This is a genomic window from Polycladomyces subterraneus (assembly GCF_030433435.1).
Lineage (GTDB): Bacteria > Bacillota > Bacilli > Thermoactinomycetales > JIR-001 > Polycladomyces > Polycladomyces subterraneus.
The window spans coordinates 1-14,281 of record NZ_JANRHH010000033.1 but is presented as its reverse complement, the minus strand read 5'-3'; the positions used below and the strand labels follow the sequence as shown (position 1 = coordinate 14,281).

The 14,281-nt window shown below is 45.3% G+C and carries 15 protein-coding genes; 7 read left to right on the top strand and 8 right to left on the bottom strand.

The genetic code is table 11. From position 1 onward, the window contains the following. The 5 genes from miaB to NWF35_RS07965 form a co-directional block, all read right to left on the bottom strand. The gene (gene miaB, locus NWF35_RS07980) at nucleotides 1–1,479 is read right to left on the bottom strand and encodes a tRNA (N6-isopentenyl adenosine(37)-C2)-methylthiotransferase MiaB (protein ID WP_301238528.1); all 1,479 of its coding nucleotides are present in this window, start codon (nucleotides 1,477–1,479) and stop codon (nucleotides 1–3) included. A 448-nt stretch (nucleotides 1,480–1,927) separates the two neighbouring features. Then, nucleotides 1,928–2,101, bottom strand: coding sequence for a hypothetical protein (locus tag NWF35_RS07975; protein WP_301238527.1), 174 nt, complete (start codon nucleotides 2,099–2,101; stop codon nucleotides 1,928–1,930). Further along, nucleotides 2,076–2,867 (bottom strand): DUF421 domain-containing protein, encoded by a 792-nt coding sequence (locus tag NWF35_RS07970; RefSeq protein ID WP_301238526.1) that lies wholly within the window; start codon nucleotides 2,865–2,867, stop codon nucleotides 2,076–2,078. The genes NWF35_RS07975 and NWF35_RS07970 overlap by 26 nt, the downstream gene beginning before the upstream one ends. Before the next feature lies 1 nt (nucleotide 2,868). Next, a complete protein-coding gene (locus NWF35_RS16850; RefSeq protein ID WP_435873859.1) occupies nucleotides 2,869–2,985 on the bottom strand; it encodes a hypothetical protein in 117 nt (38 codons plus the stop codon). A 37-nt stretch (nucleotides 2,986–3,022) separates the two neighbouring features. Further along, nucleotides 3,023–3,586, bottom strand: coding sequence for a DUF421 domain-containing protein (locus NWF35_RS07965; RefSeq protein ID WP_301238525.1), 564 nt, complete (start codon nucleotides 3,584–3,586; stop codon nucleotides 3,023–3,025). Between the two features lie 956 nt (nucleotides 3,587–4,542). On the opposite strand from NWF35_RS07965, the gene NWF35_RS07960 reads away from it, so the two are divergent. The 3 genes from NWF35_RS07960 to NWF35_RS07950 all read left to right on the top strand — a co-directional run bounded on the left by NWF35_RS07960 (nucleotide 4,543) and on the right by NWF35_RS07950 (nucleotide 6,751). Continuing rightward, nucleotides 4,543–4,872 (top strand): PadR family transcriptional regulator, encoded by a 330-nt coding sequence (locus NWF35_RS07960; RefSeq protein ID WP_301238524.1) that lies wholly within the window; start codon nucleotides 4,543–4,545, stop codon nucleotides 4,870–4,872. Further along, nucleotides 4,869–5,594 carry a permease prefix domain 1-containing protein gene (locus NWF35_RS07955; protein ID WP_301238523.1) on the top strand — a complete coding sequence of 242 codons (726 nt, stop codon included), beginning with the start codon at nucleotides 4,869–4,871 and terminating at the stop codon, nucleotides 5,592–5,594. Before NWF35_RS07960 ends, NWF35_RS07955 begins: the two co-directional genes overlap by 4 nt. A 1,034-nt stretch (nucleotides 5,595–6,628) precedes the next feature. Further along, complete coding sequence (locus NWF35_RS07950) at nucleotides 6,629–6,751, top strand: hypothetical protein (protein WP_301238522.1); 123 nt, start codon at nucleotides 6,629–6,631, stop codon at nucleotides 6,749–6,751. A gap of 735 nt (nucleotides 6,752–7,486) precedes the next feature. Here NWF35_RS07950 and NWF35_RS07945 read toward each other — a convergent pair. Next, nucleotides 7,487–7,906, bottom strand: a complete 420-nt coding sequence (locus tag NWF35_RS07945) for an excalibur calcium-binding domain-containing protein (RefSeq protein ID WP_301238521.1) — start codon at nucleotides 7,904–7,906, stop codon at nucleotides 7,487–7,489. A gap of 327 nt (nucleotides 7,907–8,233) precedes the next feature. Between NWF35_RS07945 and NWF35_RS07940 the strand changes: the two genes are divergently transcribed. After that, entirely contained in the window at nucleotides 8,234–9,361 is a 1,128-nt protein-coding gene (locus NWF35_RS07940) for a thermonuclease family protein (RefSeq protein ID WP_301238520.1), read from the top strand. Between the two features lie 169 nt (nucleotides 9,362–9,530). Here the strand turns inward: NWF35_RS07940 and NWF35_RS07935 are convergent, their stop codons facing one another. Beyond that, nucleotides 9,531–10,505, bottom strand: coding sequence for an HNH endonuclease (locus NWF35_RS07935; RefSeq protein WP_301238519.1), 975 nt, complete (start codon nucleotides 10,503–10,505; stop codon nucleotides 9,531–9,533). 203 nt (nucleotides 10,506–10,708) lie between these two features. On the opposite strand from NWF35_RS07935, the gene NWF35_RS07930 reads away from it, so the two are divergent. Further along, the gene (locus NWF35_RS07930; protein ID WP_301238518.1) at nucleotides 10,709–11,461 is read left to right on the top strand and encodes a methyltransferase domain-containing protein; all 753 of its coding nucleotides are present in this window, start codon (nucleotides 10,709–10,711) and stop codon (nucleotides 11,459–11,461) included. A gap of 492 nt (nucleotides 11,462–11,953) precedes the next feature. On the opposite strand, the gene NWF35_RS07925 is transcribed toward NWF35_RS07930, so the two are convergent. Continuing rightward, nucleotides 11,954–12,841, bottom strand: a complete 888-nt coding sequence (locus NWF35_RS07925) for a tyrosine-type recombinase/integrase (protein ID WP_301238517.1) — start codon at nucleotides 12,839–12,841, stop codon at nucleotides 11,954–11,956. Nucleotides 12,842–13,066: 225 nt separating this feature from the next. Here NWF35_RS07925 and NWF35_RS07920 point away from each other — a divergent pair, with 225 nt between their 5' ends. Both NWF35_RS07920 and NWF35_RS07915 read left to right on the top strand, forming a co-directional pair. After that, nucleotides 13,067–13,345 carry an AbrB/MazE/SpoVT family DNA-binding domain-containing protein gene (locus NWF35_RS07920; protein WP_301238513.1) on the top strand — a complete coding sequence of 93 codons (279 nt, stop codon included), beginning with the start codon at nucleotides 13,067–13,069 and terminating at the stop codon, nucleotides 13,343–13,345. Next, nucleotides 13,326–13,757, top strand: coding sequence for a putative toxin-antitoxin system toxin component, PIN family (locus tag NWF35_RS07915; protein WP_301238516.1), 432 nt, complete (start codon nucleotides 13,326–13,328; stop codon nucleotides 13,755–13,757). The genes NWF35_RS07920 and NWF35_RS07915 overlap by 20 nt, the downstream gene beginning before the upstream one ends. Nucleotides 13,758–14,281: the final 524 nt, after the last annotated feature.

Here is a 14,281-nt window from a genome sequence, read left to right as displayed (position 1 = left end):
TCACATCCCCACCTGAGAATAGGCTTCTTCCACCCATACTCCTTTCAGCGTGTGCGTTTTCGGCTCATCGATCCGAACATGGGTAAAGCGACCGATCAGGTGTTTCGGACCGGTGAAGTTGACCAACTTGTTGGACCGTGTCCGTCCTGACAGCACATTGGGATCTTTTTTGCTTTCCCCTTCGACAAGTACCTCCACCACTTGGCCGCGGAGCGCTTCGTTTTTCCTGCGGCTGATCTCGTCCTGCAACTGGTTGAGCCGCATCAGGCGCTCTCTCTTCACTTCCATCGGAACATCGTCTTTCATCTTGGCCGCCGGGGTTCCTTCCCGGGGAGAGTAGATAAAGGTAAACGCCGAATCGAATTCCACTTCGCGCACCAGCGACAGCGTTTCTTCAAACTGTTCGTCCGTCTCACCAGGGAAACCGACGATAATGTCGGTCGTCAAGGACACATTCGGAATGGCCGCCTTGATTTTGCGAACCAACTCCAAATATTGTTCCCGGGTGTATTTCCGTGCCATCATCTTGAGGATCTCACTGCTTCCCGACTGCACCGGCAGATGGATATGCTCCACCAGGTTGCCGCCTTTGGCCAGCACCTCAATCAAGTGATCATCGAAATCACGCGGATGGCTGGTCGTGAAACGAACGCGTGGAATGCCGATCTTGCGCACGTCGTCCATCAGGTGGGCGAATGTGTAATGACGATCTTTGAAATCCTTCCCGTACGCGTTGACATTTTGGCCCAGCAGGGTGACTTCCTGATACCCTTTCCGAGCCAGTTCCCGAATTTCAGCCAATACGTCCTCCGGTCGACGGCTGCGTTCCTTTCCGCGCGTGTAGGGTACGATACAGTACGTACAGAACTTGTCGCAACCGTACATGATATTGACCCAAGCCTTGAGACCGTCTTCGCGCACCTTGGGCAGGTTTTCGACGATGTCCCCTTCTTTGGACCAAACTTCCACCACCATCTCCTTGCTAAAGAGCGCTTCCTTCAACAAAAAGGGCAGGCGGTGAATATTGTGTGTCCCGAAGATCAGGTCCACATAGGGATGCTGGCGCAAAATGCGGTTGACGACGCCTTCTTCCTGAGACATGCATCCACACATGCCCAATACCAGGTCGGGATTTTCCATCTTCAGCGGTTTCAGCCGGCCGATCTCGCCGAAGACCTTATCTTCCGCATTTTCACGGATGGCACAGGTATTGAGCAAAATGACGGAAGCCTGTTCTTCCGAGTCCGTGGGTCGGTATCCCATCATTTCCAGGATACCCGCAATCGTTTCGCTGTCATGCACGTTCATTTGACAGCCGTAAGTGCGGATCAAATAATATTTCCCTTCGCCGATACGGCGCATATCTTCCGGTATCTCACCAAACTGAAGTACTTCCACGTCCTGCTTGCCGCGTTTCTTCGCCGCCTTCAGATCCGGCGGGACGAAGTAACGCTCCCAATCCTTCACTTTTTGGGTCATACTCTATTCAACACCTTTCTACAGGTGGAAATGACATACCTTTGCAATTTATTAATTATACCCGAACCGGCAAACCCCTGCAATGCAGGGAGAAATGTGGCAAAAGAATAATACCTGATCTAAAGGTAGAGCCAGCAATTCTGCGACGAACCACAAGATGACACAAGTCTCGTGAGGTTACCTGTATAAAAATACAACCGACGCCAATTAAATATAGCGTCGGTTATATTTTGTCTACCCTTTGTCTGTTGCATTAGCTTTTGCATCTCAGACTGCAGCAAAGTGATGTTTTTCATCTTGTCATCCCGCATTTGTAAGAAAAATTGTCGGAGAGCAGGATCGATGATGTGAACCGCTTGTTCGTTATAAAAGCATTGATCTTGAATCTCATCTTTCAAGACGTCTTGTATTTTTTGAAGCGGATTCATCAAACTCTTTTCTCCTTTCATTATGTGATGTTCTGCTGTTTCATCTGTTGGTTGAGGAGCTGAAGATGGTTCCGTGCAGTTTGTTCTAACGACTGAAGCTGCTTTTGCAAGGGTGGATCGGTGGTGAATTTCGCAATCTCCGCATATTTCGAAGCAATAGCATTCTCTTTATGCAATGCTGTTTTCAATGCCAAGCTGATTATCTCCTGTTGTAGGACGGGATTCATCATCATGATATTTCTCATTCCTTTCAGGGGTCATTTTATGGAGTAATACAAATTTCCCACTGCATCGAGGGGCCAAATAGACGTCTTCCAATCGGTGTACGCCTTTTTTGCCCAACTCCTCACACAGTTTATTACGATCCCAACCGATCCCACGGAGGTTTTCGTGAATCACCTTGCCATCCAAGATGAGAACCACAGGCATCAACGTTTTGGTGACAGGGATTTGAAGGTCGCTGGGAGTCACTGGCTGTACGGAACTTTTCTTTAGAACACTCAACTGTCCATTAGTCTCCAACGTGGCATACGCCACCTGGTTCGGATTGGCCGCACGCATGTACCGAAGTTGGGACAACAGTAGCTCAAGGTTAAACAAATTCTTACGCATCTGATCCCGAAGGATGCGCCCGTTCTCCACCAAGATTGCAGGACGGCCTACTAGGATCCGTGCGATCCGGTGGCTACTGACCACGAGGAAAGAGTGGATGTAATGCCACAGATAGACGGTTCCGGCCGCCGTCAACATGTGGGGAATGCGCACTTTGGAACTCGCCAACGGGGAGACGATCAAACCGCCCATCAACCAGAAGAATGTAAAGTCAAAGGCGGCAAACTGTCCGCCGGATCTTCGGGGCAACAATTTCGTTGCCAAATAGACAACCATCCCGATTACGAGGGTGCGAACCGCATACCCTCCTATACTTAATTTCTCGACGGAGCCAAAAATCGATTCCATGTTACTTACCCCTCACTGACGTATAAGGTCCCGTCATCTTCCAGCATGGCGACAAAGACACGTCTTGGATCGGAAATCCTTTTTCTCGAGAAGCTTTTTTTAACCACTGGATATCCAATCCAAGATTTTTCAAATTTTCGTGGTGAATGTCGCCGTCATAAATAAGAAAATGAGGGGAGAAAGACCTTTTTATCTTTATCCGGCAGTTTCAAGGTCTTTCGCTGAATCGGTTGATGCTCAAATTTTTTGGTGACGCTTATTTTACCGTGGGGCTCTAGTGTCGCATAAGCCACTTGAGACAGCTTGTACGCTCCCAGCAGTCGCATTTGGCCTAACAATTCATCGATAGTGATCAGTCCACGAAACAGGTTTTTCTTTTGAATTTGTCCATTTTCAATAAGGACAATCGGTTTACGACCGATCAAATTGGGCCATTTCAAATCAAGATAGGACTGCAGCACGTTGAGTCCCGAATAAATGAAGAGGATCACGAGTGCCTCCAGCAAACCGTGTTCGGGGTTGGACATCCGGGATGCGGAAATGGCTACGATCCCTGCTGCGACCAGATAATTGTGCCCCGTTAAGATTCCGATTTGCCGTTTCCCCATCCAACGGATCATGGCGATCATCATCCAATACAAGAGCGTGGCTCGAACGGCGAACCCCCACAACGGCAGGTTTTTTCCTCCGAAAAGTAATGCTTGCCAGTCCTCTGCCACAAACCCTCACGTCCTCTCTGGTGCCCGACTACAAGGAATAGTTTCCCTCTGTGATGATTCGATATGTAAAAAGGCTGCAACGGAGATCCGTTGCAGCCGAGATTTATTTGAAGATGGAAAGGACCGCACCCCCTGTTGCGGAAAAGGGGAATGACCATCCAGGGAAACACTTTCCAGATCATCAACAAACCGAAGCAAGCAAAGTCAAACTGAAGTTCTCCGGGCTCTGAATCGCCTTAGTCCAGACAGGATCATACAAAGCGGCGAGCAAAATCCCCACTACTGCAGCATTGATCCCGCTCAAGGCCGCTTGAAACTACGGGCGTTTGGCGATCCATCCCCAAAAAGACAAGCTTCCGATAAAAAGGAGGCAAAAAGATCTCCACCGTTGCCCTAGGCACCGAAATCCCCCCGTTCATTTTCCTGTTACTTTAGCGGACATGATATTTCAAGGATATCCGAAACCTTAGTGGACATCAGACCCCTGTTTTTCGGGTAGTATATGTCCGCTAATGATAATTAGCGGACATGAGAATGCTGACAAAGTTTGAGGTCGTGTCTGATGAATCGGTGAGGGGAAACGGATCCGTCACGTCGTTTCCATGCCGTGTGTACGCCCGTATGCCGTCCACGGCCGAAAGGATCAGCCGAAAACCTTCCATCTTCGGCTCAGCAATGTATTCATCATCATCAAAATCGACTCACCAGGACATCCAATAGTGTGAAGCCACCGTCCGGGAAGTGTCGAAGACGAAGATTCAAATCACAGATGACGATAGAGCTGGCGGTTTTTTGTGGGGTGAAACCAAACTAAGCCGGGATTTTTCCCCGGCTTGTTTTCATTACCAACGACTCTGCAACCCTTTTCTGAGACTTCGCCCTTTTTTGGGCCTTGAGTTATAATCTTGCATAACGACATATGTCGTTATACAATATCATTAAGGGAGGTGTTCCCAGTGGACAAGGAGCTACTCAAAGGAAGCCTAGATCTGCTGCTCTTGTCGATCATCGCCAGACGGGACACGTACGGATACGAAATCGCCAAGGAACTTCAGGAGCGGAGCCAAGATACCTACCAGATCAGCCAGGGAACCCTATATCCGGCGCTCCGGCGGCTGGAGAGCAAGGGGTGGATCCGTTCATACTGGGGTGAATCGGAGGCAGAGGGAAGAAGAAAGTTTTATGCCATTACGGATCTCGGCCGGGAAAAGCTGAAGGAAAAGCTGAGCGATTGGGACCGGCTGAGCTCCTTGATCCAGTCCGTGCGAAAGGTGGAGTGGACATGAGCGACACGCTCAAATGGTACGTAGAGGAAATCCTAAGGGAATCGGATGCGGAAGGAAAGGAACGAGTCGACCTGGCTGACGAGTTGTATGATCACCTGCTCTGTATACGGAATGAATATGTTGAGAAAGGCATGTCCGAAGCGGAGGCGAACCAGCTGGCGATGCAGGAATTTGGCGATTCACGAAAGATCGGTCGCCTCCTAAATCCATATCGGAAAATTGTTCTTGCAGCTAGAATTTTTATAATTTACCACATTATTTTTATTACAAATTTTTTTGTGTTAGAATATTTTCTGTTCAATACTCCGTTGTACGGGATGATACGGATCGGTGAGATACCGCTCATCGAAATTCTAATTTTCATCTTTTTTCCGTACACAGTTTTCATGTATATCCCTCACCAATACTTTGTCATGTTCGTGATGATCGGATTGGTTATGCCGATCGCGTGGAAACAGACTCATTCCTGGATCCGAATCCTAGCGCTTTCCGTTGGAATCAGTTTCGTGATCCTAACGGGGGAATATCTGAGCCAGGAATGGGTTGTTTCAATGTTTGATCTTAAGAAAGACTGGGCGAAAGCTTGGAACACTTTGATTCAGAACGCAGGTTGGCTTCAGGGTCAGGCTGTAGCGGGCGGACTGGCCGGATTCCTCATCCTGAAGCTGCTATTGAGAATCAAACCGATTCGTAAATTCATCCCGGCTCCCTCGAATAAATAAAAAACGTCCTCATGGGGCCAGTGAGGCTGTTGACAAAGAAGGTCAACAGCTTTTTGGTATCGTATTTGGCCCCAATTACCCAGCCGAGACGGCCGCCCGCGGCATCCCGGGCATACTGAACAATACGCTCGAGGGACAAGGTCTTCTATGTTGACCGTGGTGGCTGGAGAGTAAAGGAGAACAGCCTTCCGTTCGGGGTTGAAGTGCAAGATTCCCTTTCGGGTAGGTAATGTCCGCTAATGTATATTAGCGGACATTTAATGCCCTGTGCCTCTTCCAGCCTCAGCAAATCCTTAAAGCGAATAATTTTTCGGTCATCCCCGTCAACAATCTCCAACCATTTTTCAAATGAATTGACCTTGGTGATGAAACCGCAAAATTCCTTTGGACCAGCAGTAGTAGCATATGTCGCAACCACTGCCATATCCTCATGCAGCGCTCTCTGCATTATGTACTCCATCATCCAACTCTGACGGCTGATACTTTGGTCCCAGTACCCGGCAGGTATCCCTTTCAATATGCCTTCCGGTTCATAGGATATCACAAGGTGAAAGGAGGCTCGTGATGTTTATCCTATTAATCGGTTTCGGGTTGATTTTGGTGTTTCTGCTGGTGATCGCGTTTATATTCTTTGTTTTATGAGGAGGAAAGTGCCAATATAAGGTGTTCTGAAAACCCTTGATACAAAAGGGTTTTACTTTTTATCCCATCTGAAACGGTAGATTTTACACGTAAGGAAAGGTTACCACTTTGCTGTTCATCATTGGGCGCGACTTGTATATGCTCGATGGCTAAAAAGTAGGAATCGGACCGGACGGAGAAACGTTAATCCGAAATCCCGAAGTGTTTGGGTAGGATATGTCCACTAATCTCATTTAGTGAACATATTTTTAGCTACCTCAACAATTTGCGTTCACGATTTTTCCTAAAGGCGGGCGTTCGTTTAATTTTGACTAACTATGCATGTGCCGTCTCTACAGTACGGATCAATGAATAGTCTACAGGTGTTGGCTATATAGAAAGGGAGGTTTATTATGAGCGGATTTGGTGGATTTGGTGGATTTAGTTTCGGATTGCATCGTTTGTTAATTTTCCTGTTGGTAATTGCAACAATTTTTGTTTTTGCTGGCGTTGGATTTGGTGGCGGTGGCTTTTAACAGCATTCACACACAATGAGCCCAACTTATGTTGGGTGAGACAAACCCAGGGGAAAAAGCCCTGGGTTTGTATATAGTTTGGGAGAAAGTGGAGAAAGATAGCGAGATCACGGAGAAAACAGGCTAAACCCTATCACCGTTTCAAACATTTACATACTATACATTAGGTGGCGGCCAGCAGGAAGATCAGCAGAAGCCGAAGCCAGCCGAAGTCGAACCTAACCCTTTCTTACAACCCAGCGGAAACCGCTGGGTTTGTACATAGATTGGGAGAATGTGCAGAAAGATAGACGGAGATAATCGGGAAACTAATGAACGGGGAGCATCTCGATTATCGATCGGTCCTGTATCAAAAACGGCCATTTCATTGGAAATAAACACAGGAAACAGCCGACGAAGTGTACGGGCTGTCAAGGAAATGAAGGTTGCTGCAAATCCCTTAGTTTATTTCGGCAATACCTTCCAGGATGTTTTTGCCCACTTGGGGGTTGGAACGGATAAAATCCGCAGACTTACGCAGTTCATTGGGATCAACATCGGCTCCGGTGAGTTCCCCTGGTCATCGTCCCGAAGGAAGTCGCGGATGAAGTCCTCACTGTTTGAGGGCTTTATTCTTTAATGTCCTACTTAGCCAAGATTAGCCTTTAAGTACGAGAACCGGACAGAAATAATTCCTGCCCGGTCTTTATGAGGAGAGGAGAATGGTCCCCAACGGGAAGGAGGTGGATTATCTCGTTAGTTCATTCTCAATTTCCTAAAGAACAACAGTCCGACTCCCGCGAAGACTGCCGCAAGCCCGAAGATAATCATGTTCGCGAATGGGGACGCAGTTTTCGGGAGTTTGCCACCTTGTTGCGTTTGAGAGCTGGTATTGCCGGGTTTGTCGGTGCTGTTATCTCCGTGGCTTTTATCGACGGAACCGCTACCATCGCCGACACCCGAGGAACCTTTCGGCAAGTTTTCGCACGCGATACCGTCGTGATCCCGATCCAGCCCGTCAACGTTTTTTGTCTTTGACCCTCCATGTGACTCGAAGTACTGCTGAGCTTCTTCTTGGGTTTTGAAGTCCTTACAATCTTTGTCTGCTGCAAAAGCCACAGGAGCTACCATTAACGCGAACAGAAATACAGTCATTATTACTGCTGTAGTACGCATAATGTACCTCCTTTTGTATTATCCCTCCCCCGTTAGGGGTGAATCATCCCCCTCCATATTATTGATTCGAAAGTCTGTCATTTTTTTTGTCGCTTTATTCAAACAAAATGAATCGTGAATAACGAAACTCTCGAAATATCGTGAAGGACTTTTTTCTCTAAAGAAACTCCTGAGAATAGCTCCTACTTATTTATGCTAAGTGCTATTATCGACTAAAGAAAATACTACTACAATTACTTATTTTCCTATCATACATAATGTCTAGTACATAAAAAGTATATATCCTACGAATAGATAAATGTGAGGAAAAAACCAGGGAGGGAAATTATGAAAAACTTTCTGAAGGCCCTTATAGGGCTTGTTGTTGTAATTGTCTTAATCGGGATCGCTTTGTTTATCATTTCCTGGTTGCTAATGATCGGAGGGGCGATTGTTGCCATTGGTGGGCTGATTTTCTTTTTGTTCCCCGCTGTGTACTGGAAACTAAAAATACAAGAAAAGGATGAGCGACCTAATAATGCAGAACATACTTCCAAAAAACCAGCTCTCCCAATTCATATTAGATTAACAGGTTTGGTTCTACTCATTATTGGGCTTATTTCCTTTGCTTCGGGGAAAGCTCTTTATGCAGCAATTAGTGATGAAGGATCAAAGCAAAAAACTAAACCCGTTCAACAAGCTGTGCAGCCAAACAAAGAGCCAACACAGGTAGTCAAACAACCCTCATCTTCAAAACCGTCAAAAACGAATCGTGTCTCGGTAAAGGTAGTTGATGTTATTGATGGAGATACAATTGTGGTTAACTTAAATGGAAAAAACGAAAAGCTACGAATGATTCTAATAGATACACCAGAAACTGTTTACCCGAATAAGCCTAAACAACCATTTGGAAAAGAAGCAAGCGATTTCACCAAGAAATTGTTGCTAAATAAAACCGTTGAGTTAGAGATGGATGTCCAGGAACGTGACCAATATGGTCGTCTATTGGCTTATGTTTACCTAAATGGACAATCCGTACAAGAGCAACTACTGATGAGGGGATTGGCACGAGTTGCTGTATTTCCTCCCAATGTTAAACACTTGGATGAATACCGCGCTATCCAAGACCAAGCAAAACAACGAAAAGTGGGGATTTGGTCGATTGAGAATTACGTGCATGACGATGGTTTTCATCCACCCCAGCCTAAAGTAGCTTCAAAACCAGCACCTAAAACATCTTCTAGTTTAGAAGGAGATAGTTCTCAATCTTCAAGCGCATCTAATAGATCATCTAGTTCTAAGAGATCAAGTTCACATCATTCTAGCTCTTTGAATACCGGAGATAAGAACTGCAGTGATTTTAGCATCCAGTCTGAAGCACAATCTTACTTTGAATCTCATGGAGGAAGCCCTTCAAACAATGTAGATGGATTAGATCGGGATCATGACGGAATTGCATGCGAGTCATTACCGTAGAGTATATAAAAACTTTGATATCTAAGAGGCGATGGCTCGTGTGATATAGTCCCACAAAAGGCCCAGCAAATGCTGGGCCAATTTCTCATTAAGTAAGCTATGGCAAGGAACATCGTTCCAACCTATCAAGAGCTCTAACTTATTTACGATCAGATAATTAGGATATCCATTATAAATGCTCATTTAATAAAAGCTTTTCCGAATAACCATTTGCATAATGTATCTCCTTTTTCTTTCGATCAAATTCTCCTTTTGCTTTATGAATTAATCGATGATGTGTTGGGCAGAGGATCATTATATTATCTGGAGAATTATTTTGAGTTAATGAAAAAGGCTCAATGTGGTGACCTTCTACTACTGAGACACCGTATTCATTTAAGCTAGATCTACCACATATTTGGCAACGATGGTTATACCTTTCCTTCAATTCATCAATAATTTTTTTGTTATATTTCCTTATCTTTCGAAGACCTTCTTTGACCTCAATTGATGCGTTAGAGTCTAAGCTATTAATATAATTTACAAACTGATCATCATCCATTTCCATAATACTACTTTCTAATTCTCGTTCCCCATGTTGTTCTACTATGTTATTAAATGTGCCCATTGTGGCTTTGAGAGTGCTGTTAGTTAAAAATGATATCGCCTGATCGATTCCTCCGAACTCATTCATACATTTAGTTACAATTTCTTCTCTTATGAAGCTAAACCCTTGAGGAATAAAATTGGTCCTATAACCAAAAAAACGTGCAAACTCAACAACATCAATATCAATTTCCTGTAGGTTGTACAAAAAGTATATGTATTCCCAAGTCTCCCCCTTAATGTCTTTTCCCCAAGCAATTTCAGCAATTTCTGGGCTATGTACCTTTGCAAGTACCATCCCGTAATAAACAAACTTCCCTTGACTATAGATGAGTACTCTATCCCCTTTTTCAATCTTATTCCAGTTCCTTATATTTGCTGGCCCAGGAAGAGCTCCCCACATGTTTACTTCTTCGTGAGCATTAACTATTTGTAATTGACGAAACACATCTTCTGGAAGTAAAAAACGATACTGACCGATACGAAACTTATTTTGGATTGTATCCTGGAGGTGTTTCTGAGCATCCTTGCTACTTGCAGTGAAGTAGAATAGCTTCATTTAATCACCTCTATTCATGTTTCTATAATTATGGCCTGGTCTTTTACGCGATGAACGAAAAGTCAATGGTGGCGTCAAAGTAATCCTGCGACACTAAAATGGGAGTGGGTGAAACAAAGATTCCTTCCTTGATAAAATAATTTCGAATATGTATCCTAAAAACAATATTTTAACTATATTATTATTTCCACGGTGGTGACAAGATGGCCCAAGAATCATTTTTACGTCCCGTGATGCCCGATGTGTTAGAACAATGGCGTTACTACATCGATCACTTGCATCTTCAACCCGACGATCTAGTATTGGATGTGGGATGCAATTGTGGGGATGCCGATCAGTTCATCACGTCTCTTCACCCTGAAATCCGCCAAATCATCGGATTGGATCATTCACCTGTACGCTTGGAACGGGCAAATAAGCGTTGGGGCGAGAACTCGAAAATTCAATTCGTTGAAGGGGATGCCACTCAACTACCTTTTTCCGATCACACATTTGATAAGGTATTATGTGTAGATACACTCGAATGGGTCAAGCCTCCGGAGGCAGGTCTACGGGAGATTTTCAGAGTTCTGAAACCGGGTGGCATTGCATTAATCATCCATACCGACTTCGATAGCCAGATCTTTTCAGGAAAGATGATTCAACTCACTCGAAAAATCGTTCACGCATTTTCTGATTCGGGAGCCTATGGAACGATCGGACGTGATCTGAAAGGGCTTTGTCATCGTTCGGGATTTTCTGATGTGGTCACTGATGTATACACGTTGACCAACCAATTTTTCAAGGAGGATCATTACGCCAAGAAGATTGCCGAAATGATGGGCGATTGGTTGAAACAAAAGAGTCTGATCACGGAAGACGAATGGAATGATTGGATTGATGATCTCGAGGAACAATCCAGAAGAGGTGAATTTTTTTATTCCGTAAACCGTTACTTGTGCATCTGTTCGAAATAAAGCATTGCTCCCCTCCCCTAAAAAGGGGAGGGGCAAAGACTGCTTGCTCCGAATTAAAGTTAAGAAGAAAAGCTGCAAGGAGGCATTTCCGATTCTTTCTTCTGAGGTACTGTATCGGTTGCGTATGGAACGGAACTTCTTTTAAACGTTTAAACGTATTGGCACCGGTCGGAGTGCTTGCCTTATAGTATTCGCCTCCATACCGGTGCCATTTATCCGACTTAGAAAATAGGAGGCGGCTCCTAGAATATACTGATTTACGGGTGTTGCCTTTTTTGTGTGTGGATCTGTCATTGCGACCTCAAGTATTCGGAGTGGTGTCAGTGATCCATCGCTTACTGCAATATAGCAATCTCGGCAGGTGGACAGAAAACAACCCAGCATAAAGCTGGGCAATCAAAATCCACAATGTGGTGTCCAATCATTTTCTATTGTAACTTACGGGGATACGAACACCACAGATGATATACCCCCTTTTAACCTGACTATAAATCACCTTTCTTCGCTTATGAGCTCAACGGCTTTCCGAAGCTCTTTTTCTGATGGTGTCGTGTATCTTCGGGTGGTTTCTATGGACTCATGACCAGCCAACGCGGCAACATTTTGGATGTCTACTCCCTGGTCGATAAGACTCTTACAGAAGGTATGGCGGAGGCAGTGGGCAGACACTTCTTTATCGTCAAGAACTTTGAAGTATCTTTCAAGCTGCTGATGGATAGCCTGACGGCTCATAGGCTTACCGTGACGGTTTACAAACAAGCGGTCTGTTTCCAGATCTCCACGATGCTCCTTCCATTCCTGATAGGATTTGATGAGATCGTGGTTCATTGGAACCATACGCCACTTACCGCCCTTTCCGGCGGTGATAGTAACTCGCCAGTAACGTTCATCTACAGCAGCCACATCGAGATCCCGCACCTCGCTGATTCGGAGACCAGCCTTCAGCATGAACATAAAGATGGCGAGATTTCTTGCTCTTTTCCATTCGTTGTTCTCGGATTCAATGGCATGTTGAACCTTGGCAACTTCTTTCCGGTCCAGCCAACGGGGAGCCTCGTTTAATTTGGAAACCCGCTTAACTTTGACTTTCCGGGCGACATCTACTTTGGCAAGGCCCTGATCGACGAGAAACGACCAATACACTTTCAGTGCAGAGATCCGCTTGTTTATGGTGGCCGGCTGCAGTTTATCATGGATCTGCATGTGTTGCCTCCAGTCTTGAATGTCGAGGGCGGTGATCTGAGCGGGTTCAAAATCATTGCTTACGCTCTCGGTATACCATTTCTCAAAGAAGCGGACGGATCGAAGGTATTCATCAATAGTAAGAGTCCTTTTCCCTTCCTCCTTAAGCCAGCTTTCAAACCTATCGAGGTAATTCATTCTGGTCACCTCAATCGAATCGTATTCTGTAAAGTATTTTTCCTATCCATTATAACGTATTCTGTAAAGTATTCTCAATGCTTTAGAAGAAATAATGTTGACAGAATTCATCTTCTGTAAAGATAAACATAATGCAGACTAATGCCTGGCATGGATATTTTCCGACTAAATCGGGTATAATACGGATAAGATGATAAGACAGTAAGATAGTAAGGAGGTAAGATTATGTCGGTCAAACTGAGCGACGACCGCACGTCCCGTATTTCCTCCCGTGGACAGGTTGTGATCCCGAAGGGGCTAAGGGAAAAGTACGGTTTGAAGGAAGGGGACAGTGTTGTATGGGAGGAGGAGAAAGGAAAACTGGTCCTGCGCAAAGCGAATTGGAAGGACTACGCGAATGAGATAGCGCGCAAGCTGGCGGAGGCGGGCGTCACGGAGGAGGAAATGTTCGAGGAGCTGAAACGAGTAAGAAGGGAAATGTATGATGAGTGGAAAGACAAATAAAATGCGTGTACTCGTGGACACAAACGTGTTGTTTTCCGCTGTCATTTCCCGGGGCGCGCTCCCGTTTCGGGTGATGCTGGACGCGATCCAGGCGGATCATCAATTATTAATCTGCACATACAGCATCAATGAGATATCCCGCGTGCTACAGCGGAAACGACCGGAAGCGCTGACGGAGTGGGACGGTCTGTTGTCCCGACTCCACTTTGAACTCATCCATACACCCAATCCATGTGAAATCGACTTTTACATACCACCGATCCGAGACGAAGGCGATAAACCCATTTTGGCATCAGCGATCAAAGGAAAAGCGGATATCATCATAACCGGAGACAAGGACTTTCACTCTGACGAAATCAGGGAATACATAGCCGTCTATACACCGTCGGATTTCATACGGGACTTTTGCTAAACAAGAAAAACCCTCAGTGATTGACGCCGCGGGTTTTCTTTTACGACAATGCGCACAAACGACGGGTTCCGACAACAACGACGAGGTTCGAAAGGGGAGAGATGGAAACGCCTTCTTCCCGTCGCTGTGCGTACTAACAAGCAGGATTATAGCATGATAATCCTTTTTGGGCTATTCATTTCGCTTTTGGGCGGATACGGTTACGTCAACATTACTGTTGCATAACTATGATGCTGTCATAATATTGTCACTTATTTTGTGTAATTTATCACTAATTCTTTTTCAATCCTTTTATATTCTAAAAATGCAAGGGCTCCACTAAGGTTGTTGGGAAGAGGTGAAATCCCATCTGTCCACCTATGTGATGTCGACCCACACCATTTCCAGTAATGCACCGATCTGGTGAAAACCAGTCGTGCATTGCGCCCGGGGAAAATGAACTGAACCCCAAAAAGCATGAAAAGAAAAATACCTAAGCAGATCTCATGAAATGTCTTCTGTATTCTGCAGGAGCCATTTCATTT

Excerpts from the sequence above, each read along its gene's own strand:
- NWF35_RS07915 (WP_301238516.1), top strand. The coding sequence starts at position 13,326 with ATGAGTGGAAAGACAAATAAAATGCGTGTACTCGTGGACACAAACGTG.
- miaB (WP_301238528.1), bottom strand. The coding sequence starts at position 1,479 with ATGACCCAAAAAGTGAAGGATTGGGAGCGTTACTTCGTCCCGCCGGAT.
- NWF35_RS07920 (WP_301238513.1), top strand. The coding sequence starts at position 13,067 with ATGTCGGTCAAACTGAGCGACGACCGCACGTCCCGTATTTCCTCCCGT.
- NWF35_RS07930 (WP_301238518.1), top strand. The coding sequence starts at position 10,709 with ATGGCCCAAGAATCATTTTTACGTCCCGTGATGCCCGATGTGTTAGAA.
- NWF35_RS07945 (WP_301238521.1), bottom strand. The coding sequence starts at position 7,906 with ATGCGTACTACAGCAGTAATAATGACTGTATTTCTGTTCGCGTTAATG.
- NWF35_RS07940 (WP_301238520.1), top strand. The coding sequence starts at position 8,234 with ATGAAAAACTTTCTGAAGGCCCTTATAGGGCTTGTTGTTGTAATTGTC.
- NWF35_RS07955 (WP_301238523.1), top strand. The coding sequence starts at position 4,869 with ATGAGCGACACGCTCAAATGGTACGTAGAGGAAATCCTAAGGGAATCG.
- NWF35_RS07970 (WP_301238526.1), bottom strand. The coding sequence starts at position 2,867 with ATGGAATCGATTTTTGGCTCCGTCGAGAAATTAAGTATAGGAGGGTAT.
- NWF35_RS07935 (WP_301238519.1), bottom strand. The coding sequence starts at position 10,505 with ATGAAGCTATTCTACTTCACTGCAAGTAGCAAGGATGCTCAGAAACAC.
- NWF35_RS07925 (WP_301238517.1), bottom strand. The coding sequence starts at position 12,841 with ATGAATTACCTCGATAGGTTTGAAAGCTGGCTTAAGGAGGAAGGGAAA.
- NWF35_RS07950 (WP_301238522.1), top strand. The coding sequence starts at position 6,629 with ATGAGCGGATTTGGTGGATTTGGTGGATTTAGTTTCGGATTGCATCGT.